This is a genomic window from Romboutsia sp. (genome assembly GCF_056995035.1).
This window is the reverse complement of the sequence record NZ_JBXKIW010000061.1, coordinates 31,988-56,955: the sequence shown is the minus strand read 5'-3', so window position 1 is coordinate 56,955 and position 24,968 is coordinate 31,988. Positions and strand designations below refer to the sequence as shown.

Here is a 24,968-nt window from a genome sequence, read left to right as displayed (position 1 = left end):
GGTAATTTAATACTTCCCTTATTTTAACTTCAGCATCAACCTTAACTTTTCTAGGCATAAAAATATACTCCCTTCATAGTTACAGTTTTTATTATTTAAACTGTCCACTATAAAGGGAGCATATCATAGTATAAGGTATAATTATAAACTACTCATTTTTTATTTTAAAAATGAATGGTTATAAATAATAGTAGGCAATGATTAGTATGTGGTTTACATGATAAAATTTGTATAAAATAATCTATTATGATAAAATCCTAATGTGAAAGTTAACTACACAGGGGGAAAAGATGGACAGTATAAAAAACAACATGAGTGATAGAACAAAAGGTATTATATGCATTATAATATCAGCATTTGGATTTGCAATGATGTCTGCATTTGTAAAGTTAAGTGGTGATTTACCAACATTTCAAAAGACATTTTTTAGAAATTTAGTTTCTTGTATGGTAGCATTTATAATGGTTGTAAAAGCTAATGAAAGTTTCTTTGGTAAAAACGAAAATAGAAAACTATTAAATTTAAGGGCAATATTTGGTACATTAGGAATAATACTTAATTTTTATTCTATAGATAAACTAGTTTTATCAGATGCAAATATGATAAATAAGTTAAGTCCTTTCTTTGTAATAATATTTTCTGCGATATTTTTAAAAGAAAGAATAAAGACTAATCAAATAGTAGCTATAGGATTAGCTTTTATGGGAGCACTTTTTATAATAAAACCTGAATTAAATTTAGATATTATACCAGCATTAATTGGTTTAGGTGGTGCTATATTTGCAGCGATTGCATACACTTATTTAAGAGTTCTTGGAGGTCGTGAAAAAGGTGCTACGATAGTATTTTATTTTTCACTATTTTCACTAGTTGTAATATTTCCTTTTATGATAGTCTCATATAAGTCTATGAGTACTATTCAGTTTATTTACTTAATATTGGCAGGAACATTTGCAACACTTGGTCAGTTTGGTATAACTTGGGCGTATAAATATGCACCAGCTAAAGAAATTTCTATATTTGATTATTCTAATATAATATTCTCAGCCACTATAAGTATAATATTATTTGGAGTATTTCCGGATAAATTTAGTATAATAGGATACCTTATAATATTTGGCGCATCTTTTTATATGTTCATGTACAATAAAAAACTTGATAAAGTTAGATAGAGTAAAAACTAGAGGATAATAAAAACTTCCTCTAGTTTTTTATAAGACATAGGAATAATTTTTATTATAAGTTTTAAATTTTGAATAATTAATATTACATTGATTTTAGAAATTATTACTAAATAAGTTATAAAAGTTATTATTTTCATTATAAGGGTATAAAGTTAACAATTGTATTGTTTCAGTATAGATATATGGAGGTGGATTGATGGAAAATAGAATTAATTTAACAGAAGGTAAAATAACAGAAAAACTAATCAAGTTATCATTACCTATAATGGGAACATCGTTTATACAAATGGCTTATAATATGATAGATATGATATGGGTTGGAAAAATTGGAAGTAGCGCTGTTGCAGCAGTTGGAACGGCAGGATTTTTCCCATGGCTCGCTATGGCATTTGTTATGATTTCTAAAATAGGTGGAGAAATTAAGGTAGCTCAAAGTATTGGTGAAAATAGTGTAGATAAGACAAAATCTTATATTAAGGCAGCAATAGAAATAAATCTTATATTATCTATTTTATATACTATATTTTTATTAGTATTTAACAAAGGACTTATAGGATTTTTTAAATTAGGTGATAGAAATGTTATAAGTATGTCTAGAGAGTACTTATATATAATTTCATTAGGAATGATATTTTATTTTGTTAATCCAGTATTCACAGCAATATTTAATGGAATGGGAAATAGTAAAACACCTTTTAAAATTAATACTGTAGGATTAATCACTAACATTATATTAGATCCTATACTAATACTTGGATGGATTGGATTTCCTAAAATGGGTGTAGCTGGTGCTGCAATAGCTACAGTTTTTGCTCAGATAGTTGTATCGTTATTATTTATATATAGAATTTTAAAAAATAACGATGAATATTTTAAAGTTAAGTTGTTTAGAAATATAGAATTTAAATATTATAAGATTTTATATAAATTAGGAATACCTGTAGCGATACAAAGTGGAATGTTTACATTATTTTCAATGCTACTTGGAGTAGTTGTAGCTTCCTTTGGGCCTGTTGCAGTTGCAGTACAAAAGGTAGGTTCTCAAATTGAATCCATTTCGTGGATGACAGGAGAAGGATTAGCAGTAGCACTTGGAAGTTTTGTTGGTCAAAATTATGGTGCTAAAAAATATGATAGAATAAATAAGGGATGTAAAATTGGAATAATTATAGCAATAATATTAGGAACTGTTACAACATCTGTATTAGTATTTGGAGGAAAACAAGTATTTTCAGTTTTCATACAAGAACCTGAAGCTATATATGAAGGAACTACATATCTTAAGATATTAGGATATTCTCAGTTGTTTATGTGTGTAGAAATAATAACAGCAGGTGCTTTTAAAGGGCTTGGTAGAACTTATATACCATCCATTATAAGTATAATTTTGACAGGAGCTAGAGTACCACTTGCTTATTTAATATCAAAACCAGAGTTAATGGGATTAAACGGTGTATGGTGGAGTATTACTTTGACTAGTATATTAAAAGGGATTTTAATGATAAGTGTATTTATATGGTTATTGAAAGCAGGAAAGTTATATAGTATACCTAATAAGAAAGAAAATTTAAATACTGAAGCTGTAAATGAGTAAAATATATTAATTACCCTATAGTCTACAGACTATAGGGTTTATTTTGTATTAAAATTTTATATAAAAAATTATTCTAATTGGTTAAATTTAACTTATAATATATAAGAGTGAGTTTTAAAAAATGACTGGAGGGCAATATATGATTTCAAAAGAAGTAGCATCAAAAGTATTAGAAAAATGCTTAGTTACTGGTGGAGATTTTGCAGAAATATTTGAAGAAGATACTATAACTAATTCAATAGGATTAATAGATGAAAAAATAGAAAATGCACTTGGTGGTAGAAACTATGGTGTAGGTATAAGAATTTTCAAAGAATTTAAAAGTATTTATGCTTACACTAATGACAATAGTTTAAACTCATTACTTGATACTGCATATAAAGCAGCTTTAGCACTTGAAAATTTAAAAGAAGATATAAGTGTTATTCTAAATGATACTAAAATAATTACAGATATTAACCCTATAAAACTTTATCCAAGTGAAGTAGGGTATGATAAAAAAATTAATGTTATGAAAACAGCATATAAAAGTGCAAAAGGCTATAGCACTGATATATCACAAGTAAGTGTATCTTATAGTGATAAAGACCAAAAAGTATTAATAGCTAATACTGAAGGTTTATATTTAGAAGATAGAAGAATAAGAACAAGACTAGGAATAAGTGCAGTAGCATCTAAGGGAAGTGAAAATCAAACTGGATTTGAAGGACCAGGTGGATGTAAGGGATTTGAGATTTTTGAAGAAATAGACCCTGAATATTATGGAAAAGAAGCTGCAAGAGTAGCACATACAATGCTTAATGCTAAAAATTGTCCAGCAGGTAATATGATGGTTGCTATTGATAATGGATTTGGTGGAGTAATTTTTCATGAAGCTTGTGGCCACTCCCTAGAAGCTACAGCAGTAGCTAAAGGAAATTCTGTTTTTGCAGATAAGTTAGGACAACAAATTGCATCAGCAAAGGTGACTGCTATAGATGATGGAACTTTAACTAATCATTGGGGTTCAGCTAATATTGATGATGAAGGAAATCCTACTCAAAAAAATATTTTAATAAAAAATGGAATATTAAAATCATATATGATAGATAAATTAAATGGAAGAAGAATGAATATGGCACCTACTGGAAGTTCTAGAAGACAAAGCTATAAATTTGCTCCAACGTCAAGAATGACAAATACATACATACAAGCAGGTGATGACAATCCAGAAGATATTATAAAGTCAATAGGTGATGGGCTATATGCAAAGAAAATGGGTGGAGGGTCTGTAAACCCTGTTACTGGAGAATTTAACTTTGCAGTATCAGAAGGATATTCAGTTAAAAATGGTGAGATAATTGAACCTGTAAGAGGCGCTAGTCTAATAGGTAAAGGTAGTGACATACTTATGAATATAGATATGGTTGGGAATAACTTAAAACAAGCTCAAGGTATGTGTGGTTCATCATCAGGTAGTATACCAACTAATGTAGGTCAGCCTATGATAAGAGTAAAAGAAATCACTGTTGGTGGAAGATCGGAGGCATAATTATGGAATTTAATAGTTTTAAAAAAATGTTACTTAAAAAAGGTATAGAAGCAGGATTTGAAGAATGTGAAATTTATTATAGTGAAGGTGAAAGCTTAAGCATAAGTGTTTATGATGAAGAAGTTGAAAAGTATAATCTTGAAAAGTCTTTTGGATTATCATTTAGAGGAAAGATAAATGGAAAGATTGGTTATTCATATACTGAAATAATGGACTTTGAAGCTTTAAATATGTTAATAAAAAATACTAAAGAAAGTGCTTTAAATATTGAAAGTAATGATGTTCAGTTTATATATGAAGGCGATAAGCATTATAAAAAAGTAAATAATTATTATGAAGAACTTGAAAATATAGATGCAAGTAAAATGATAGATTTAGTACTAAATATAGAAAAAGAAACAAAGACATACTGTAAAAAGGTGACAAATATTAGTGGATGTAAAATATCATATAATTATTCAAGTTATGGGATCTATAACACTAAAGGATTAGAACTTACTAATAAAAATAATTTACTTATGGCTTATGTAGTTCCCGTAGTAGAAGATAATGGTGAAAAGCAAGATGGAGTTGGCTATGTAATAGCAAAGAGTTTAGATGAGGTAGTTCCAAAACTTATTGCAAAACAAGGGGTTGAAGAAGCTTTATCTAAGTTAAATGGAAAAAGTATACCATCTGGTAAGTATAAAACTATAATATACAATGAAGCTATGGTGTCACTTCTTGACACATTTTGTGATATATTTAGTGCAGACAGTGCCCAAAAGGGACTTTCTTTATTGAAAGATAAAGAAGGAGAGATTGTAGCAAATGATATAGTTACTATAGTTGATGATCCACTTTTAGAGTATGGTTTATCATCTACTCCTTTTGATGATGAAGGTGTGGCAACATTTAAAAAAGAATTAGTATCAAATGGTAAATTAACTACTTTACTTCATAATCTAAAAACTGCACATAAAGCAAAGGTAAAAACTACTGGCAATGGATTTAAAGCTTCATATGCTTCACAAGTTGGAGTTGAACCAAGTAATTTATATATTGAAAAAGGTGAAAGCTCAATAGATGAACTTATGAAGATAGTTGGTGAAGGGATTATGATAACAGATCTTGCAGGGCTACATTCAGGTGCAAATCCTATAACCGGAGATTTTTCATTAGCTGCGAAAGGATTCTATATTAAGGATGGTGCTAAGACATTCCCTATAGAACAAATAACTGTAGCTGGAAACTACTTTGATTTATTAAAGGATATTGAAGTTATAGGTAATGATTTAAAATTCCCTATGAGTAATGTGGGTTCGCCTTCACTTATAGTTAAAGAGCTATCAGTAGCAGGAAAGTAAAACAGGAAAAGTTATGCAGGAAATATAATTAGGAATTGACGAAATATTTCATTAATATTTCCTGGGAAAACGAAAACATAGTATAAAAGTAGCAGACATTTATATTATGTTTTGAATTATTCAAAAATATATAAATAAAATTAAATAGAAGTCATATAATAAGTATAGGGATAATATTAACAGTCCCTATACTTATTTAAAAATAGGAGGGATTTATACATCCCAACCGCTAAAAGGAGCAACAAACCTAGTCTTTGAGCCACATGTGAGTTAATTATTTTAGGTCGTTGGCAACATAAGCTAAGTAAATTTTATGGAGGAAATATAATGAATATATGTATATTTCTTGGGGCAGGTGCTTCAGCAGCAGAAAACACACCTATTCAAAATGAATTATTTAGTGAGTATTTCAAAAGCTTAACACCTAAAGATTTTGATAGTGATATGAATAAAGAACTATATAAATTCTTTAAACAAATGTTTAATATTGATATTATAAATGATGATATGGAAAAAGTTAATTTCCCTACTTTTGAAGAAGTACTAGGTTTATTAGATCTAGCAGAACAAAGAAGAGAATCTTTTAAAAATTTTGGATTAGAAACACTTAATAAAAAAAGTGATAGTATACGTTTTCTAAGGCAATATTTAATACTGCTTATGGCTAAGTCTGTACATAAAAGTGCAGATAGAAACAATGAATATCATAAAATGCTAGTTGATAATCTTTTAAAAGGAAATTTACTAGAGAATACTACATTTATTAGTGCAAATTATGATATACATATAGACAATACTATAGCGTCATTATATAGCAAAAAAAGACATCGTATTATGTTGGATTATGGAATTGATTTTACTAACTTCAACATAGAAGCTGAATGGAGAAAACCTGTAGAACCTTCTGTAAAACTTTATAAGATACATGGTTCCCTTAACTGGCTATATTGCCCTATTTGTAATAGCTTAACACTTACTCCTTATGAAGGTGGAGTTATGAGGTTACTTTATAATATGAAAGAAGCAAAATGTCTAGAATGCGGAGAAATTACAGTTCCAATAATTATACCTCCGACTTATTTTAAAAATATGTCAAATGTATTTATATCTACAGTATGGAGGGAAGTTGAAAAAAATTTAAGAAAAAGTGATGTATTAATATTTTGTGGATATTCTTTTCCAGATGCAGATATACATATAAAGTATATGTTAAAGAGAGTTCAAAGTAGTAGAAAAAAACCTCCATTAAAAATTATGGTATTTAATAATTATGATGAAAAAAAAGAATACTCTTTAAAAAAGGAAGAAGATAGATACAAACGATTTTTAGGTGAAGATATAGTTTATACAAGAAGCTCTTTTCAAGATTTTGCAAAAGACCCTATTAAGTATTTAAAGTAAGTTAAAGATGCTGCCTCAAAATACATCGTGTACCTATTTTGTCAGCATTCTTAAATTCAAATGGACTTTAATACTTAATTGATGAATTTGATATAAAATCTCTAAGTACGCAAAAAAAAATTTAGCATCGTGCTTAGAGGTACCACAAAGTAAAAAAATATATATGTATATAACAAAACAGGTGAATTGTGTAAATACACACCTGTTTTGTTACTATATATAGAACATAATAGTTTAAGTAACAATTATAATTAAAATGCTATGACTAATACTTTTTTCGCTTATTGAAAGCTGAGATATTATGAGCATGAATTAGCATGCAAAGAATTATAAAAATAATGACTTATTGACAAGAATTAAAATTCATGTAAGATTAAAAGTGAACGGAGGTTTTCTAATGCAATATTTAAAAGATGAAGTTCGAAATAGTATAGCACAAGAAGCTTTGAAGGAATTCACTTTGAAGGGCTATAAAGGTGCTTCTATAAGAAATATAGCTAAAAATTCTAATACGTCAGTAGGGAATTTGTATAAATATTTTATTTCAAAAGAAGATTTGTATGAACATGTTATAGGATCTGTATATCACAGGCTTATTGATTATATTAAGCGATTTGATAAGGTGGAGCTTAATGAAAAGGCAGAGTTTATATTTTTCCAGCTTGTAGAAGAGATAATGGAGATATTTAATGAAAGTAGTACCGAAATTTCCATACTACTTAATCAAAGCAAGGGATCTAAGTATGAAAACTGTAAAAGCATTTTTGTTGATTTTACAACAAGAATAATTACTGAGAGCATGAAATATGAATTGTCTATTATAGGTAAAAGACTTAGGGATAATTTTAGTATATACCTTGTTTCAAACAGCCTTGTTGAGAGCATTTCTATTATAGTAAAGGAACGACATGAGGGTGCAGAAGTCAGAAGGCTTATTCTTAATATTATTGATATTTTCACAAATGATATTATAAATAAATTAGATAGCGAGGATATAAAATAAAAATATATTTTTATAATAAATATATTTTTTTGATTAAAAGAGAACGATGGTTCATGAAACTTTATAAGGAGGGACACAAAGATGAGTAGTTTTGTAGAGTTTAAAAATGTAAGAAAAAGCTATGATATAGGTGAAGTAGTTATTAAAGCAGTTGACGATGTTTCATTTTCCATAGATAAGGGAGAGTTTGTTATTGTCCTTGGCGCCAGCGGTGCAGGAAAATCAACAATACTTAATCTTTTAGGTGGTATGGATCATGTAACTGAAGGAGGCATATTTGTAGATGGAAATGAAATAAGCAAGTATGATAAAAAACTGCTTACAAAATACAGACGTGAAGATATAGGGTTTGTATTTCAATTTTACAATTTAGTTCAGAATCTGAATGCAATGGAAAATGTGGAGCTTGCAGTGGAAATATGCAAAGACTCCATGGATCCAGTAGAGGCACTTAAAAGCGTTGGGCTTGAAGATAGACTTTACAATTTTCCTTCGCAACTTTCTGGGGGAGAACAGCAAAGGGTATCCATAGCAAGAGCTATTGCAAAAAATCCTAAACTGCTTCTTTGCGATGAACCTACAGGAGCGTTGGATTATAATACGGGAAAAGCAATATTAAAACTATTGTCAGATACAGCAAAGATGTACAATATGACAGTTATTGTTATTACTCATAATTCTGTCATAGCACCAATAGCTGATAAAATAATTACTGTGAAAAGTGGAAAAATAGCAAGTGTTAAAAAAAATGAAAATCCTGTTTCAATAGAAAGTATAGAGTGGTAATATGAAAAAGACATTTTTCAAGAATTTATTTAGGGATATAAAAAAGTCCCTTTCAAGGTTTTTATCAATAGTTATAATCATTGCAATTGGTGTAGCTTTTTATGCAGGAGTAAGAGCTACGAGTCCAGATATGAAGTTTTCAGGAGATTCCTACTTTAGAAAAAATAATCTTATGGATTTTAAATTAATTTCTACTCTGGGGCTTACTAAGGACGATTTAGTTGAAGTTCAAAAACAAAAAGGAGTAACACAAGCTGAGGGATCTTACTCTATAGATGCAGTAATAGAAAAGGATAAACGTCAGTTAGTGCTGAATATCAACTCACTGCCTGATAAAAATGGTATTAACAATATAAGAATGATTAGAGGCAAAAGAGCAGAGAATGCAAATGAAGCTGTAGTTGAGGAAAAATTTTTAAAAGAAAATAAACTAAAACTAGATGACAAGATAGTGATTAAGTCTGGAAATGATGACATCATAGAAGATAGCTTGAAAAACACTGAATTTAAGATTGTGGGGACGGCAAAATCTCCATTATATGTTTCGGAGCAAAGGCAACTTAGTTCCGTTGGCAATGGTACTGTAAGAGGGTTTATATATATACTTCCTGAAGTTTTCAAGAGTGAAGCTTATACAGAAATATATGTAAGGACTGACAATACAGAGTCAAAGAACAGTCTTTTAGATAATGGCAGCTATAAAGAAAGAACTAGTAATATAGAGAAAAATCTTAAAGATCTTGGAGTGTCTAGAAATGAAATAAGATATGCTGAAGTTTTAAAGACTGGTAGTGATAAGTTAGCAGAAGCACAAGATAAATTAGATAGTTCTAAAAAGCAAGCAGAAGAGAAGTTTGATGATGGATATAAGCAGTTAGATACTGCTAGGCATAAAATTGCTAAAGGTAAGGAAAAAGTTACACAAAATGAAGTTCTTTTTAATCAAAAGATGGAAGAAGGTAGCAAGCAGATAGAAGAAGGAAAAAAACAGATTTTATCTGGAGAAAATGAAATAAGTATAAGGCAAAAGGAAATTGAAAGTGGAAAACTTCAACTTGCGAAGGGGAAGAAACAGCTTGATGAGGGTGAAGTACAATTAATTTTAGGCAAGCAACAGGCAACAGATAAAATTTCTTTGGCAATAGCTGAAGAGGTAGATAAAGCAAAAAAACAGATGGAGTCCGATCCAGTCAATCAAATATATATTTATCAGTACAATTTTATGAATCAACTTTACGAAAAAGATATCAAGGGAAAAAACTTTGATAGCATGTACAGTGCCTTAAAGAATGATAATATGTTAGGAAATATTAAGACTTATTTTGATATGGAAGCTTTAAAAAATGACTTCGACAAGTCAACAACTGACATAAACAGTGGAAGGCAACAGTTAGCTAGCAATGAGAAGGCACTTAAAGAAGGCGAAGCTAAACTTAATTATGGTATAAAAGAACTTGAAGCAAGTAAGAAAAAAATTTCTGATGCTGAAATAGAATTAACTAAGGGAAGAAAGGAAGGATTAGCAAAGTTTAGCAGTGGAAGAAAAGAACTAGAAAAAGGACAAAAAGAAATAGATTCAAATACTGAAAAATTAAAATCGGAAGAAAAAAAGGCAAATGCCAAGATTAAGGATGGAGACGCTAAAATCCAGAAGAACAGAGATAAACTTAATGATATTAAAACGCCTGACTGGTATGTGCTAGGAAGGTCTGAAAATGTAGGCTATGAAAGTTATAGGCAGGACAGTGACAGAATTGATAGTATAGGGAAGGCTTTTCCCTTAATATTTTTCCTGGTGGCATCGTTGGTAAGCCTTACTACAATGACTAGAATGGTTCAGGAAAAGAGAATAGAAATAGGTACCTTCAAGGCTTTAGGATATTCCAGAGCTGCAATAGTATCTCACTATCTTATCTATTCACTTTCGGCAAGTGCTATTGGAAGCATTATTGGTATTTTAATTGGATTTAGATTATTTCCACCACTTATAATGAATGCTTATAGCTCCCTTTATGCTATTCCTGATTTACTAACCCCTTTTAATACAAGTCTTGCCCTACAGGCATCTTTAGTAGCTGTATTTTTCACAGCTATAGCAGCAGTGGCATCAACTTTAGATGAATTAAGAGAGGTTCCAGCTTCTTTGATGAGACCCAAACCACCTAAATCAGGTAAAAAAATATTCTTAGAGAGAGTTGATTTTATATGGAAAAGGCTCAACTTTACAAAGAAGGTTACTGCAAGAAATATATTTAGATATAAGCAGAGACTGTTTATGACTGTCATAGGGATTGCTGCCTGCACAGGATTAATGATAACAGGCTTTGGTTTGAAAGAAGGAGTAATTGGCGCAACAGAAGTTCAATTTGGTAAAATCTATAAGTACGATATGCAGGGCACTCTTAATAAAAATGTAAATGAAGCTGATAAAAATGATATTAAAATAGAGACAAATAAGGATCCAAATGTTAAATCTATACTATTTACCTACTCAAAGAATGGCTCAGTTAAGTTTGAAAACTCTAAAAGTCAAGATGCCTATGTAGTTGTTCCAGAAGATAAACCTGCTTTTAACAACTATATAAATCTGACTATGAATGATGAAGAAATAAAACTTGATGATAATGGAGTTATTTTAACTAAAAAACTTTCAAAGCTTATAAATAAAAAAGCTGGAGATATTATTGAAATTACTATAAATGATAAGGTTATAAAAGCTAAAATATCTGCTGTAACAGAACATTATATTCAACATTATATCTATATTAGTCCAGCTTATTATAAAAAAATAACAGGCAGGGATATAACTTTTAACAGCTTCTACGGATTGCTTAACAATAAATCTGAGGTTGAGGAAAATAATACATTAAACACCTTGAAAGGAATAAGTAGTGTTAATTCCATAGTATTTAAAAGTAACGTGCAGATTGATTATGATAAGAGTATTAATAGTATCAATACTGTAGTGATTTTACTAATAGTATCTGCAGGCGTTTTGGCCTTCGTTGTAATATACAATCTTACAAACATAAATATCAGTGAGAGAAGAAGAGAACTTGCAACAATAAAACTCTTAGGATTTTATAATAATGAATTAGCAGCATATATATACAAAGAAAATATGATACTAACTGTGTTAGGTAGCTTAACTGGAATATTTGTGGGAATATTCTTAAACAAGTTTATCACATCTACCGCAGAAACAAATATTATAATGTTTTTACAAAAAATTAGTCCAATTAATTTCTTATATTCTATTTTACTGACGTTATTATTTTCTGTAGTTGTAAATTTATTTATGTACAACAGATTCGATAAGATTGATATGATAGAATCACTTAAGAGCACTGAGTAAATGGTATATATGAGCAATAATAAAGATAAACCTAGACTTAGTTAATGTCATGAAAATATACACAATAAACAAGGACTTACTATTATAAAGTAAGTCCTTGTTTCGCCTTTTAAGAAAAATACGTATTAACAAATTTTGTTTGATATTATTATTTTATGGATTGCTGCTGAAATGATTTTTCCACATTAATTGCATTTATAACAATTTTCGTTTAATTCATACATAAAAAACTAGATTTAAAATATATAAGGTATTGATCAATAATCATAATAGGCATTGAAATTTAAACGTAAATTTCAATGCCTATTATAATTTATCTATTAATAAAATTTAATCATTAATAATTTAATTGAAATGATTATACAAAAATAAACCAATTTTGAGAAAATTTAATATTTTTACTTTAAAAATAGCAAAGTTTGTGCTAGAATATTACTATTATCAAATTGAGAGGGGGGTCAGTTCGATAGGGGTAGTGCACAATAGGGGATTGAGCACAGTTTTTAGATAAATTGCTTAAGCTAAAATCATAAGGGGGATTAAAAAATGAGAGATTTAATTAAAAAATGGAATCAATTGAGTTTAGTTAAACGAATTATTGTAGGTTTAATTGTTGGTATTATATTGGCTGTAACAATTCCAGATGTAGCAAAACCAATCGTCATTTTAGGTTCATTATTTGTAGGTGCATTAAAATCTGTTGCACCAGTACTGGTATTTTTCTTAGTAATAGCTGCTATTTCACAACACAAGAGTGGTCAAAAAACTAATATGAAATCAATTCTTATTCTTTATCTTTTAGGTACATTTTTAGCTGGACTTGTTGGAGTTATAGTGAGTTTTATGTTCCCAGTAACATTAACACTTGGAGCTGGTGTTGAGAATGTGACTCCACCTGGGGGTATAGTTGAGGTTTTGAAAGCATTATTATTAAATGTTGTTGATAATCCAGTAAAAGCACTTTTTAATGCCAATTACATCGGCATATTGTCTTGGGCAATACTTCTTGGAATTGCGTTAAAGAACGCTCCTGAATCTACTAAAACAATGATAAGCAATATCTCAGATGCAGTATCTGAAATAGTAAAATGGGTAATTAATTTTGCACCACTTGGTATTATGGGTCTTGTATTTGATACGATCGCTACAAATGGTATAGAATCTTTAATTAGTTATGGACAATTAATAGTTATATTAGTTGGTAGTATGTTGTTTGTAGCTCTTGTAGTTAACCCAATTATTACATTCATATGTATTCGTAAAAATCCATATCCACTTGTATTAAAGTGTTTAAAGAACAGTGGTATTACAGCATTCTTTACTCGTAGCTCAGCTGCAAATATACCTGTAAATATGAACTTATGTAAAGAACTTGAATTGGATAAGGATACTTATTCAGTTTCAATTCCATTAGGTGCAACTATTAATATGGGTGGTGCAGCTATTACAATTTCTATATTAACACTTGCGGCGGTTAACACTCTTGGTATTGAAGTAGATATGTGGATGGCACTAATATTAAGTTTACTGTCAGCTATAAGTGCTTGTGGTGCTTCAGGGGTAGCTGGAGGTTCATTATTACTAATTCCACTTGCATGTAGTTTATTTGGTATTCCAAATGATGTAGCGATGCAGGTAGTAGGTGTAGGTTTTGTTGTAGGTGTTATTCAAGACTCTTGCGAAACTGCACTTAACTCATCAACAGACGTACTTTTTACAGCTTCAGCTGAATTTGCACAGTGGCGTAAAGAAGGAAAAAAAGTTAAAATCTAATATATTAAAAAATTAGAGCAAATGTTTCGAAAAAATATACTGATTTATAAATTAATATTATTGATGAATCCAAGGGATAATAGCTAATCCCTTGGATTTTTTTGTGAAAATATGGTACTTTATATATTATAAACAAGTGTAGGGAGAGTTATTTAAAAGGAATTTAAGTTAATAAAGAGAATATATCTTAATATGAATTATATTTATTAAAGATTGAGAGGATACAATATGCTTACTTTGAAATCTATGACTTGCATAGATTTTTTAAAATATATAATCACAGTTTATATGAAATTAAATAATGAATATAGAAATATGATTTACTAGGAGGAAAATATGAAAGACGTAATTATATTTATACTTGGCATCGGAGCTATGTTTTTTATGGCATTTTTAATAGCTATGTATGATCACATAAGTAGATTAAAATATATAAAGAAAAAAATAATTGAAAACTATGGCAAGGAAATTAATCTAGAAGAAGTAGATTTAAATATGAAAAGTATTTCTAGCTATTTCAGAAATAAAAAAGAAAAACCATCAATAGACGATATAACATGGAACGACCTTAGTATGGATGATGTTTTCAAAATAATAAACAATACGCAAAGTACAGCAGGTGCAGAATTACTGTATAATATATTAAGAAATCCATTATATGAAAAAGAAAATTTAAATAAAAGGGATAATCTTATAGAATATTTTAGAAAAAATGAAAAGAAAAGAAAAGAAGTACAATATATATTAGGGAAGCTTGGAAAAAGCAATGATTTATACACGTCAAACTGTTTATTTAATAAACTAGATAATAGTAAAAATAAATTATTACAATATAGAATATTATCATATATTCCAATTGTAAGTTTAATATTAATATTTTTTAATGGATACTTCTTTATATTACTTGTAGCATCAATTATAGTTAACATTTATATAAGTCAAAATAATAAAAAATACAACTATAATACAGACGGTTTTACATATATGATATCTATTGTAAATACAGCTAATAAAATAAAATCTCTTAGTATACAGGAGATAAATAATAACCTAGACAACATAGATAAATACTTAGAGGCAGTTAAATGTATAAGAAAAAAATACATAGGTTTTACTACTAATAATCTAGTAGCAGATATAAATATATTTAGTGAATATACTAAAATGATAGCTCTTACAGATTTAAAAAACTATGAAAAGGTAAAAAATACAGTAATTAAAAATAGTGATAATTTCAAAGCTATATACGAATTTGTGGGAAGTATAGATGCAATGATAGGAATAGCGTCTTTTAGAGAAAGTACCAACTATTACTCAAAACCAATATTAACAAAGGCAAACTCAAAAAGTGAAAATATATTAGAATTTACAGATATATATCATCCACTAATAAAAAATCCAGTAGTAAATAGCGGAAGTTTTTTACAAGGAATATTATTAACAGGTTCTAATGCATCAGGTAAATCAACTTTTATTAAAACTGTTGCAATAAATGCAATTCTAGCTCAAACTATTTACACTAGCTGCTCTAAAGGTTATAACTCATCTTATTTTAACATATACACTTCAATGGCACTTAAAGATGATATCTTTAGTAGTGAAAGTTACTATATCGTAGAAATAAAATCATTGAAAAGAATAATCGATAATATGGGTGAGGACATACCGTGTTTATGTTTTGTAGATGAAATACTAAGAGGAACTAATACAATAGAGAGAATATCTTCATCTTGTGAAGTATTGAGTTACTTAGGTAGAAGCAACTGTATCTGTTTTGCAGCCACTCATGATATTGAGCTCACTCATTTATTAGATGATAAGTTTGAAAATTATCATTTTGAGGAAACGATAACAAATAAAGATATTGAATTTGATTATAGGCTACACAAAGGAAGAGCTCAAACTAGAAATGCTATAAAGTTATTGGAATTTATGGGGTATGATGAAAGTATAGTATCAAAGGCAGAAAATAGGGCTAAGAATTTCTTGGAAATTGGAAAGTGGTAAATAAAAATAACATAAATGTTGTAAAACAGGTACCATATTTATTCAATGTGATACCTGTTTTGTTTAATATAGTAGAACTAATTTATACGTTATGTAAACTTACTTTTTATTTTTGTGGTTTAAATATAGAGATATGTCTTTTAAATTGTGATATTTGATTGGTAGCTGATTTATATATATCTTTTTCTTTTTCTGTTAAATTATAGCTGTCGAAGTTGTCATTGTATCCAAAATAATAAGTTGAATCTTTAAATCTCCCGATATTTTCTTGATATGTATATTGACTTTGAAATACTTCATAATTAGTTTTTGAATCTTCGTCATCATCTAAAACTCTTGCAATACCAAATAAGGGAATTAAGGTCTCTTTTAATTCTGAAAATAAAGTTGTCTTTTTATCTATAGGTATACTTTTATTTTCTAATTCGATAACTTCATTTAAAGCAGTACCTTTTGTAATTGCTAGAAGTTCAATTGTATATGGAGCAGATACATGTTTTACTAAAAAATTATTATTTTTCATTTCTTTTAAAGCAGGAGTGTATTCAAGGCTAATACCCATATTTTCAACAGTTAAGCTATTTGAATCATTTACTTCATCTGTAGATTGTTGGGATTTCACCACCGTAGAATTATCTTGATTTGTACACCCACTAGATGCTGAAACTATCACGATTAAGACTAATAAAGCTGTTATTATTTTTTTCATTTTTCCTCCAATTTAAGACTTATAAATAGAATAAGTGCTTTTTCATTTCTTCATAAATTTTTATAAATTATTTGAGTTTGAAGTTTACTTTGTTTAAAATTTATAATACCTATAATTAGTGCTCATACAAAGGAGTATAGTTCATAAATTGTATATTTTTCAACTAAAATATAAAATGTTACAACTTTGAAATAACTAGCATAAGTTTATGAAAAATAATTAAATAGATAAGGAGGAGGCATCTCAAAATAATTTTTAAAATCATAAAAGAGATGTTCTTTTTTTATATATCATATTATAAAAACATTTATAGTTTAATATTAATATTTTATATATTTAAGGAAAGGTTTATCATAAATTGAATAGAATTATAATAACAAACAGATAACTCAAAAAATATAAATGGGGGTACGTTTATGATTTTAAGAGAGAATGAAGTATATAAAACATGTGATAATATAGAATTAAATATAACAAAAAATGTAATAGAAAATGCGAAAGCAGTTATATTAATAGTACATGGATTAGCAGAGCATTCAGGTAGATATGATTATGTGGCTTCAAAATTAAATGACTATAGATACAGTGTATACAGATTTGACAATAGAGGTCATGGAAAATCAGGCGGAGATAAAATATACATAGACGATTATAATAAGTTCTCAAGTGATGTAGATGAAATGGTTGACCTTATTAAAGACGAAAATGAAGGAAAGTCAGTATTCATTATAGGGCATAGTATGGGTGCGATGATAGCTACACTATATGGAATAAAATATCAAAACAAAGTAGATGGGATAATACTATCAGCAGGAGTAACTGCAGATAAAGCAGGTCTTATGTCATCTAATAATAAACTAGACCCTCATGAAATGGTAGACAATGAACTTTCTCATTTGATATCTAAAAATCAAGAGATTGTAGATGCTTATAACAATGATCCATTAGTTGCACAGAAGATAAGTGGCAGTATGTTTATAGAGTGTGACAAAGCTGTTGAGTTTATAAAGGCAAGTAGTAATGATTTTAATTATCCAGCTTTAATTCTTCATGGAGCAGAGGATCAGATAGTTTATCCAGAAGATTCTAAGATACTATTTGCTAATATTGGATCTAGGTATAAGAAGGTTAAGATATATCAAGGAATGTATCATGAAATATTGAATGAATTTAATAGAGATGAAGTGTTGGTAGATATAAATGATTGGATAAGAAAAGAATTAAAATATAAATAACAAAATTAAAAATGAATGCCGATATCTATAAATTTGTATAGTTATCGGTATTATTTGTGATTAGATTATAAATTTAGTTATTAAAATACAAAAGTTATCATATCTTTTAACAGAAATTAATTAAACTCAAAGGGGGTCATAAAATGAAGCCAATAATAGGCATATTATCAAATATAACCGCACCGATAGAACAAACAAATACAGAAATTGAAAGAATATTTATAAATAATTCACATATAAATGCAGTACAAAAATCAGGAGGAATACCATTAATAATACCTGTTAGTACCAATGAAGAAAATATAAGAAGACAAATAGAATTGATTGATGGAATTATAATATCAGGAGGAATAGATGTAAACCCAATTCTTTATAATGAAGAACCAACAAAGGAAATGGGATGTTTTCATCCAGACACTGACGAATTTGATTTAATTGCAATAAAAATAGGGCTAGAATTGAAAAAGCCAATACTTGGAATATGTAGAGGAATACAAATACTCAATGTAGCATTAGGGGGAACACTGTATCAAGATATTAGTCATATAAAAGGAAGCTATATAAAACATACTCAAGAAACAAAATCATATATAGGTACACATTCTGTAAAAGTCAATAAAGACAGTATATTATCAGAGCTATTAGGAACAGATTTATTAGTAAATAGCTATCATCATCAAAGTTTAAAAGATGTAGCAAAAGGGTTAGTGCCTATAGCATATTCGAAAGATGGTGTGATTGAAGCAGTACAGATGGAAAATGAGAAATTTGTAGTAGGAATTCAATGGCATCCAGAGTTAATGGTAGATAATGATGAGAAAATGTTAAATCTGTTTAAGCAATTTATTAATGCATCACAAAGTAGATAATAAAATTTTAATAATGTACTCCATAAAGTATTTTTAGGTAAAGGGCCAAGAATGCAAATAATTCACACTTGGCCTTGGTTAGTTTATAATTTAATTATCATCAAGATGCACTTGAGTAGGTATATTCATTATTTAAAAGATTAAATTTAAATAGATGAGAATCCTTCACCTAATGCTTCATGAATATCGCAAACTATAATAAAAGCATATGGATCAATAGATTTGATTAGTCTTTTTAGAGTTACAACCTGACGCTTAGATACAACAACAAGAATTACATTCTTTTCTTCCTTTGTATAAGCCCCTGCTCCCTTAAGAAAGGTAACTCCTCTTCCTAACTCATCCATAATATTTTGACTTATTTCATCTGATTTATTAGATATTATAGTAAACGATTTAGAGTAATTAAATCCATCTATAATAATATCAGTAACCTTAACTATAATATAAAGTGATACAGCTGAGTAAAGAGCTATTTCAATTTCTTTTGACACTATTCCTGAAAGAACAACTACCACAAAATCGGCTATTCCCATCAAAACAGCAACACTTATATTTGGAAAAAACTTATTAACCAGTAATCCAACAAGATCTGTCCCACCAGTTGTACCGTTTATTCTAAATATTATCCCAAGACCAAGACCACAAAGTAAAGAACCAATTATACAAGCTAAAAGTGGGTCATTAGTAGCATTTAGCTGACTTAAATTTGAAGTAAGTTGCAAACAAGCAGTGAAAAAAGCTATTCCAATTAGGGTTTTAGATATATCCTCTTTGCTTAAGATTTTATAAGCTACTATAAAAAGTGGAATATTAAATAATAGGTTTATTAACGATAAAGAAGTACCTGTTATGGTGTTAATAACTATAGCCAAACCACTAATTCCTCCTGGTGCAATCAAATGAGGTCCAAAAAACATATTTATTGAACAAGCCATTAATAAAGAACCTATTAATAGAAGTGATAATTCTTTTAAATACAATAATTTTTTATTAATAGTAATCTCTCCTTTTTCATAAGATGAAAATTTATTATTATAATTAAGTGAAAGTTTATAATCGAGTACACTTAATAGTATATCTTTATGCTCAAGTATCTATACCAGTATCTTTACTTATAGAGCTAATTATTTATCCAATGATGCTTAAAATAGACTTTATATCAATTTGCTTGTTACACCTTTTTTACATTGTTTTATTAGTACCAAAGAAAATAAAATAGGAAAACGAATATATAAAGTTATTTTTTAAAAAAAAGTGAATAAACTTTAGTGTATGTAGATATTTTATTTTAGGGAGGTACATATGGGGTATAAGTTAACTAAATTTAGCATAGTTCCTTGTGAAAATGAGCAAATAGATGCTGTTATAAAAGTTTGTAGAGAAAATAGAAGTATATTTTATGGAGTTGTATTAGATGAATGCAATGAACCAATAGAAGATGCAGTAGTAAAATTACTAGAAATAAATGAAGATGGATGCTTAGAATCCAAATATCATACTTTTACTGATGAAGATGGAGAATTTTTATTTGGGCCTCTTAATCCTGGAGTTGAATATGTAATAAAGGTATGGATAAAACATGAGAAAAGCAAAATAATGATAATACACGAGGATGATTGTCACCGTATAAACGGTGATTGTGATGATACTTACCGTGAAAATGATGATTGTAAATGTGAGGATACTCAACATCACGGTAAATACAGTTATACATATAATAATGAACATAATAACTCATGCGAAGATGAGTGTCATGACTCGTGGAATAAAAAAGATAATTGTGATTTATCATATCCAAAGATAACTCATAAAGTAACTAAGCAATATGGTAAACGTAGTAAAAATTATCGCAGTGAAAAGATATTACATAATGAAGGTAATGAGTTTGAATCAATTAAAGATGAGGATTAAGTATAAAAAAGAATTGGAATTATAACAGATGGAGCTAAAGGACCACAAGTTGAATTTATAAAATATAGCTATTTATTATAATCTGTGATATAGTGATTATGTAGAAAAAATAGGAATATTTTGGTAATTAATTTTAGAAGAATATATAACATTAACAACAGAATAGTTAAAAAATTTAACAATAAAAAATGATCACGAGCTGCAAAAATAACTGTATTATACTATATAAGTTGTCAATATAAAGACCGAAGGGTCTTTTTTTATATTAAAATTTTATATAGTATTACTGGATTAAGCTTTGGAAACCTTTGAGGTCTAGGGCGTTATTTATAAAATGGACTAAATAACGATAGTGTATTTAACTAAATATTTTATTATAATATAATGATAAGGTTATTTTATTGCTTTTACAACAAAGGAGGAATATATATGAAGAAAATTCTTATAGTAGATGACGAAGCATCAATTAGATTTTTAATATCTGAAACTTTAGAAATAAATGATTATGAAATAAATGAGGCAGAAGATGGCAAAGAGGCTATTAGCATGGCTAATGAAAATGAATTTGATTTGATTTTATTAGATGTTATGATGCCTAAACTAACGGGATACGAAGTAGCAAAGGAACTAAAAGAAAATAAAAACAAAAGAAAGCCTAAAATCATTATGCTTACAGCAAAAGGACAACAGAAAGATAGGGAAGAAGGATTTGAAAATGGAGCTGATTACTTTTTAACAAAACCATTTAGTCCTATAGAACTTTTAGAATTAGTAGAAGAAATACTAGGATAAAAAACGAGGGTGAGATTATGGATAAATATTATGATGATATACTTGAAGAATTAAAACAAGAGCTAGAAGAAGAAAAAATAAAAAGGGAAAAAGCGGAAAAAGAGTTAGAAGAACTTAGGAGAATGGTTACATATCAACAAGAATTTCTATATAAAGTAATTGATATAAACCCAAGCCATATTTTTGTACGAAATTATAATGGTAAAATTATATTAGCAAATCAAGAAGCAGCTTCATTTTATGGTATGACTCCTAAAGAAGTTGTTGGAAAAACAGAAATAGAAATTAATCCTAGTGAAAAAGAAGCTAGTAGATTTATTTTTGAAGATAAAGAAATTATTAAAACAAATAATAAAGTAGAAATACCAGAAGAAAGAATTACAGATTTAAATGGAAATATTATATGGATGAAAACATTAAAAGTACCAATTATACATGATAAAAAAGAAAATTCTCAAGTACTTATTGTATCAACAGATATAACAAAATATAAAGATGTAGAAAAAGAATTAAAAAAAGAAAGAGATATAGCTCAAAAATACCTTGATGTAGCCAAAGCAATGATGGTTGTAGTAAGTAATGAGGAAAAGGTAATTCATATAAATAAAAAAGGCTGTGAAATTTTAGAATATGAGGAGTCAGAAATTATAGGTAAAAATTGGTTTGACAATTTCATACCGAAAAATATAAAAGATGAAGTTAGAAATGCGTTTCATGAATTCATGTGTGGTGAAGTAGATGCCCTTGAATTTGCTGAATATACAATACTCACTAAAAGTGGAAAAGAGAAAGTAATAGAATGGCATAATGGACCTTTAAAAGATGAAAATGATAAAATTGTAGCTAGTGTAAGTTCGGGACAAGATATTACACAGCGTAAAGAAGTAGATCGTATGAAGTCTGATTTAATAAATACAGTAAGTCATGAAATTAGAACTCCTCTTGCGAGTATTTCAGGGTTTGTAGAACTTTTGTTGAATAGAGATTTAAATGTAGAAAAAAGACAAAAATATCTAAAAGTAATGCATAAAGAAGCTAAAAGGCTAACTGATCTTATTAATGATTTTTTAGATATACAGAGAATGGAAAGTGGTAAACAAATATTTGAAAAAGAAAGATTTAAAATACATGATGTAATAAATGAAGTAATAGACGTCTATTCAGTAGATAATATACATAGCTTTATAGTAGATATTCAAGGTGATGAATTATCAATATACGGTGATTATGATAGAATAAAGCAGTTACTAAGTAACCTTATTTCTAATGCGAAAAAATATTCTGTTAATAAGCAAGAAATAATTATAAAAGTTATAGAGCAAGAAAAAGGATTAGAAGTGGTAATAGAAGATAAAGGACTAGGAATACCTAAAGAATCTATATCTAAATTATTTAATAAGTTTTATCGTGTAGATAATTCAGACCATAGAAAAATAGGTGGAACAGGTTTAGGGCTAGTTATTTGTAAAGAAATTGTAGAAGCACATGGAGGCAGTATATGGATTGAATCTCAGCTAGGTATAGGGACAAAAGTCCATTTCACTATTCCAAAAGTAGAATGTATATATGAAGAAAAAGTTGATGAAATTAAAGACTATATACTTATTGTTGAAGATGATATTTCATTAGGACAACTTATTAGTGAAAATATATCAAATATAGGGCTTGAATGTAAAATTATAGAAAGTGGAGAAAAAGCTCTAGAATTTATAGAAAAAAATCCTCCATTAGTACTTATTTTAGATATCAGATTAGATGGAAATCTAGACGGTTGGCAAGTATTGCAAAAGCTTAAAGAAAAAGGAAGAATAAAAAAATTACCTATAATAATATCATCAGCTTTAGAAAAACCAGCAAGAGAAGAGAATAATAACATTTATGATGCATATTTTGTTAAGCCATACTCACTTGATCAATTAAATAGTACAATTTTCAATTTGATACATTCATTTAAGAACAAAAAAAATGGAGAAGAAGTCGGAGTTGTTATTCAGACAAAATTAGAAAATAAACAGACTATTGTTAAAAAATTGTATGAAAGTGGATTTGAAATGCAGGAGGGAAACTAACATGGAAAAATCACAAAAATTACAATCAATTATGAAAAAGGGTAGGCATCTATTTATTTGTGAACAACAACAAAAAATTAATAAAATGATGATTAGTCTTATGCAATATTGTTTATATGAAAATAAAGAAGAACAAGATGAGCTTAAACTATTTTTTCATTCATTAAAAGGAACAGGTGCAACTTTTAACTTTGAAAATATATCTAAAATAGGAAAAGAATATGAGGACTATATCTGTAGTATAGAAAATGAATCTGAATTATCTAAAGATGTATTTTATACTTTGTTAAAAGGATTAGCTGAAGTACATGATGAAATAGAAAAATTAAATCAAGAATGCCAAATAGAAGAAAATGAAAATTTATCAATAGAGAATGAATATAAATTAAAAGATAATAGGGGCAATATACTAATTGTGGATGATGATATAAGTTTATTAAATCACTTAGAAAAAGTTTTTAAATATGAGGGTTATAATGTTATAAGTGTAGATAAACCACAAGAAGTAATAAAAATAATACAAAAAGAAAATGTAGATATTATTCTTTTAGATATCATGATGCCTAAGATAGATGGATTTGAGGTTTTTAGTGAAATCCAAAAGGAAAAATTAGATATACCAATAATATTTCTTACTGGCAAGACATTTATAGAAGATAAAATAACTGCATTAAACTCTGGAGCTGATGATTATATAACAAAACCTTTTAAAATAGAGGAAGTTTTAGCAAGAGTAAATAGAGCTCTTGAAAGAAATTCTCACTATAGAATTGATGAATTAACTGGTGCATATACAAAAAAATACTTTAGAAAAAAGATAAAAGAAGCACAAAATAAATTGCTGAAAAATGGAGAAATTTTTTCTTTAGCATTTATAGATATTGATTATTTTAAAGAAATAAATGACACATATGGACATATAGCAGGAGATTTTATATTAAAAAAATTAGTTGATAGTATAAAATGCAAGATTCGTTCAAAAGATGAGTTATTTCGTTTTGGAGGAGATGAATTTGTTATTATATTTCCTAAGGCTACAGATAATCAAGTATATAATATATTAGAAAGAATTAGAAAAGAAATACAATCAAATCTGATTTATTATAACAAAACGGATAAACCAATAAATATTTCTTTTAGTGCAGGAATAGGTACTATTAAAGATGCAAATCAAACCATTGAGGAGCTTATAGAAATTACTGATAAATACCTATATATGGCAAAACAACAGGGAAGAAATAAAATTACGTATCAAAAAAATTTAAACCCAGGATTTTAATTCCTGGGTTATTTATTTAATTATCAAATATAGTATTATTAACTTTTCATTGTTGTAATTTTATTTCTAACTAATGTTTATTTTAACGAAAATATGGCATTGAATTAAAGCAAATTTTTAT

Annotated in this window: 18 protein-coding genes; 16 read left to right on the top strand and 2 right to left on the bottom strand. The window is 28.1% G+C overall.

Translation table 11 applies throughout. The annotated features are described in order from the left end of the window. Positions 1 to 290: 290 nt before the first annotated feature. The 10 genes from AC11VW_RS09985 to AC11VW_RS09940 all read left to right on the top strand — a co-directional run bounded on the left by AC11VW_RS09985 (position 291) and on the right by AC11VW_RS09940 (position 15,980). Complete coding sequence (locus AC11VW_RS09985) at positions 291 to 1,172, top strand: DMT family transporter (RefSeq protein ID WP_484301268.1); 882 nt, start codon at positions 291 to 293, stop codon at positions 1,170 to 1,172. Between the two features lie 208 nt (positions 1,173 to 1,380). Further along, complete coding sequence (locus AC11VW_RS09980) at positions 1,381 to 2,778, top strand: MATE family efflux transporter (RefSeq protein ID WP_484301267.1); 1,398 nt, start codon at positions 1,381 to 1,383, stop codon at positions 2,776 to 2,778. Positions 2,779 to 2,917: 139 nt separating this feature from the next. Continuing rightward, complete coding sequence (locus AC11VW_RS09975) at positions 2,918 to 4,309, top strand: TldD/PmbA family protein (protein ID WP_484301266.1); 1,392 nt, start codon at positions 2,918 to 2,920, stop codon at positions 4,307 to 4,309. A 2-nt stretch (positions 4,310 to 4,311) separates the two neighbouring features. Then, a complete protein-coding gene (locus tag AC11VW_RS09970; RefSeq protein WP_484301265.1) occupies positions 4,312 to 5,655 on the top strand; it encodes a TldD/PmbA family protein in 1,344 nt (447 codons plus the stop codon). 327 nt (positions 5,656 to 5,982) lie between these two features. Then, positions 5,983 to 7,056 carry an SIR2 family protein gene (locus AC11VW_RS09965; RefSeq protein WP_484301264.1) on the top strand — a complete coding sequence of 358 codons (1,074 nt, stop codon included), beginning with the start codon at positions 5,983 to 5,985 and terminating at the stop codon, positions 7,054 to 7,056. Between the two features lie 397 nt (positions 7,057 to 7,453). Next, the gene (locus AC11VW_RS09960) at positions 7,454 to 8,059 is read left to right on the top strand and encodes a TetR/AcrR family transcriptional regulator (protein ID WP_484301263.1); all 606 of its coding nucleotides are present in this window, start codon (positions 7,454 to 7,456) and stop codon (positions 8,057 to 8,059) included. 81 nt (positions 8,060 to 8,140) lie between these two features. Beyond that, positions 8,141 to 8,845, top strand: a complete 705-nt coding sequence (locus tag AC11VW_RS09955; protein WP_484301262.1) for an ABC transporter ATP-binding protein — start codon at positions 8,141 to 8,143, stop codon at positions 8,843 to 8,845. 1 nt (position 8,846) lies between these two features. After that, positions 8,847 to 12,200 (top strand): FtsX-like permease family protein, encoded by a 3,354-nt coding sequence (locus AC11VW_RS09950; protein ID WP_484301261.1) that lies wholly within the window; start codon positions 8,847 to 8,849, stop codon positions 12,198 to 12,200. Between the two features lie 546 nt (positions 12,201 to 12,746). Continuing rightward, positions 12,747 to 13,973 (top strand): serine/threonine transporter SstT, encoded by a 1,227-nt coding sequence (sstT, locus tag AC11VW_RS09945; protein ID WP_484301260.1) that lies wholly within the window; start codon positions 12,747 to 12,749, stop codon positions 13,971 to 13,973. 336 nt (positions 13,974 to 14,309) lie between these two features. Continuing rightward, positions 14,310 to 15,980 carry a MutS-related protein gene (locus AC11VW_RS09940; RefSeq protein ID WP_484301259.1) on the top strand — a complete coding sequence of 557 codons (1,671 nt, stop codon included), beginning with the start codon at positions 14,310 to 14,312 and terminating at the stop codon, positions 15,978 to 15,980. 106 nt (positions 15,981 to 16,086) lie between these two features. On the opposite strand, the gene AC11VW_RS09935 is transcribed toward AC11VW_RS09940, so the two are convergent. Then, complete coding sequence (locus AC11VW_RS09935) at positions 16,087 to 16,689, bottom strand: hypothetical protein (RefSeq protein WP_484301258.1); 603 nt, start codon at positions 16,687 to 16,689, stop codon at positions 16,087 to 16,089. A 416-nt stretch (positions 16,690 to 17,105) separates the two neighbouring features. Between AC11VW_RS09935 and AC11VW_RS09930 the strand changes: the two genes are divergently transcribed. Both AC11VW_RS09930 and AC11VW_RS09925 read left to right on the top strand, forming a co-directional pair. Further along, positions 17,106 to 17,924 (top strand): lysophospholipase, encoded by an 819-nt coding sequence (locus AC11VW_RS09930; protein WP_484301257.1) that lies wholly within the window; start codon positions 17,106 to 17,108, stop codon positions 17,922 to 17,924. A gap of 143 nt (positions 17,925 to 18,067) precedes the next feature. Beyond that, positions 18,068 to 18,793, top strand: a complete 726-nt coding sequence (locus AC11VW_RS09925) for a gamma-glutamyl-gamma-aminobutyrate hydrolase family protein (protein ID WP_484301256.1) — start codon at positions 18,068 to 18,070, stop codon at positions 18,791 to 18,793. Between the two features lie 146 nt (positions 18,794 to 18,939). Here AC11VW_RS09925 and AC11VW_RS09920 read toward each other — a convergent pair whose 3' ends face one another. Further along, a complete protein-coding gene (locus AC11VW_RS09920; RefSeq protein WP_484301255.1) occupies positions 18,940 to 19,776 on the bottom strand; it encodes a YitT family protein in 837 nt (278 codons plus the stop codon). A 322-nt stretch (positions 19,777 to 20,098) separates the two neighbouring features. Between AC11VW_RS09920 and AC11VW_RS09915 the strand changes: the two genes are divergently transcribed. The 4 genes from AC11VW_RS09915 (at position 20,099) to AC11VW_RS09900 (ending at position 24,847) form a co-directional block, all read left to right on the top strand. Then, positions 20,099 to 20,707, top strand: a complete 609-nt coding sequence (locus AC11VW_RS09915; RefSeq protein WP_484301254.1) for a carboxypeptidase-like regulatory domain-containing protein — start codon at positions 20,099 to 20,101, stop codon at positions 20,705 to 20,707. A 429-nt stretch (positions 20,708 to 21,136) separates the two neighbouring features. Further along, the gene (locus tag AC11VW_RS09910) at positions 21,137 to 21,499 is read left to right on the top strand and encodes a response regulator transcription factor (RefSeq protein ID WP_484301253.1); all 363 of its coding nucleotides are present in this window, start codon (positions 21,137 to 21,139) and stop codon (positions 21,497 to 21,499) included. Between the two features lie 17 nt (positions 21,500 to 21,516). Further along, positions 21,517 to 23,568 carry a hybrid sensor histidine kinase/response regulator gene (locus tag AC11VW_RS09905; RefSeq protein ID WP_484301252.1) on the top strand — a complete coding sequence of 684 codons (2,052 nt, stop codon included), beginning with the start codon at positions 21,517 to 21,519 and terminating at the stop codon, positions 23,566 to 23,568. A gap of 1 nt (position 23,569) precedes the next feature. Continuing rightward, positions 23,570 to 24,847 (top strand): GGDEF domain-containing response regulator, encoded by a 1,278-nt coding sequence (locus AC11VW_RS09900; protein ID WP_484301251.1) that lies wholly within the window; start codon positions 23,570 to 23,572, stop codon positions 24,845 to 24,847. The last annotated feature ends 121 nt before the right edge of the window (positions 24,848 to 24,968 follow it).